The organism is Mesorhizobium sp. M7A.F.Ca.CA.002.15.2.1 (assembly GCF_003998715.1).
GTDB lineage: Bacteria > Pseudomonadota > Alphaproteobacteria > Rhizobiales > Rhizobiaceae > Mesorhizobium > Mesorhizobium ciceri.
Map to the genome: position 1 here is coordinate 1 of NZ_RZPI01001018.1, position 1,232 is coordinate 1,232.

A 1,232-nucleotide genomic window follows, 5' to 3' on the forward strand; every position below is an offset into this window, starting at 1 on the left:
GCCCCAGGCCTGTCCAGCACGGCGATCGGCCAGAACGCGTTCGCAACCAACGCTCAAGCGACCGCTCTCGGCAAGCAAGCGAATGCCAGCGCCGTCGATGCGCTGGCGCTGGGCGCCAACGCCACCGCCGCCAACGCAGGCGCCGTGGCGCTCGGCTCGGGCAGTGTCACCGACGTCGCTGTCGCCACGCCGAGCACCGTGATCAACGGCACGACCTATGCCTTCCAGGGCACCAATCCGACCTCGACGGTCAGCGTCGGCGCGGTCGGTGCGGAACGCACCATCACCAATGTCGCCGCGGGGCGGATCAGCTCGACGTCGACCGACGCCCTCAACGGCTCGCAGCTCGCCGCCACCAACCAGGCCGTCGATGCCATCGGCACCACCGTCAACAATCTTGGCGCTGGCGTGACCAATCTCGGCAACATTGTCAACAACATCGCCGGCGACACCTCGACCGCCTACACCGACGCCAACGGCATCGGCATCCGCTACGCTCGCACTAACGAGGCCGGACTGGCGCAGACCGATTCCTTCGCACAAGGTGTCGGCTCCACCGCTGTCGGCTACCAGGCGACCGCGACCGGGGTCAGCGCGCTGGCGCTCGGCCGCGCCAGCAACGCCAGCATCGACGGCAGCGTGGCGCTGGGCTCGGGTTCGATCTCCAATCGCGCGATCGCTCCGGCTACCGGCCAGATCGCAGCCGGTCCGTCGAACTTCATCCAGTTCAACACGACCGACAAGGCGCTGCTCGGCGCGGTTTCGGTCGGCGACGTCAACTCCTACCGGCAGATCACCAATGTGGCCGACGGCACGCAGGACCAGGACGCGGTGACGGTGCGCCAGCTCGCCGGCGCCATCGCTGCCGTGTCGGTCACCTCGACGAAATACTTCCATGCCAATTCGGCGGCGGGCGACTCGCTGGCGGTCGGCGCGGAGTCGGTCGCGGTCGGTCCGACGACCGTCGTCAACGGCGACAACGGCATCGGCATCGGCAACGGCGCCATCGTCGACCAGACAGCACCCGGCGGAACGGCCATCGGCCAGAACGCGCATGTGCTGCTGGCCGACGGCCTGGCGCTCGGCACCAATTCGACCGCCTCCGGCATCCAGTCGGTGGCGCTCGGCGCCGGCGCCCAAAGCACCTTCATCAACAGCGTCGCGCTTGGTGCGCAGTCCATCACCACGGTCGGCGCACAAACGAACTACGCGGCCTATGGGCTTGCTGGCGC

1 pseudogene is annotated in these 1,232 nt (G+C 68.6%); it reads left to right on the forward strand.

The features are described from left to right. Window positions 1-1,232: pseudogene (locus tag ENZ74_RS32155) on the forward strand (calcium-binding protein); the annotation flags it as partial.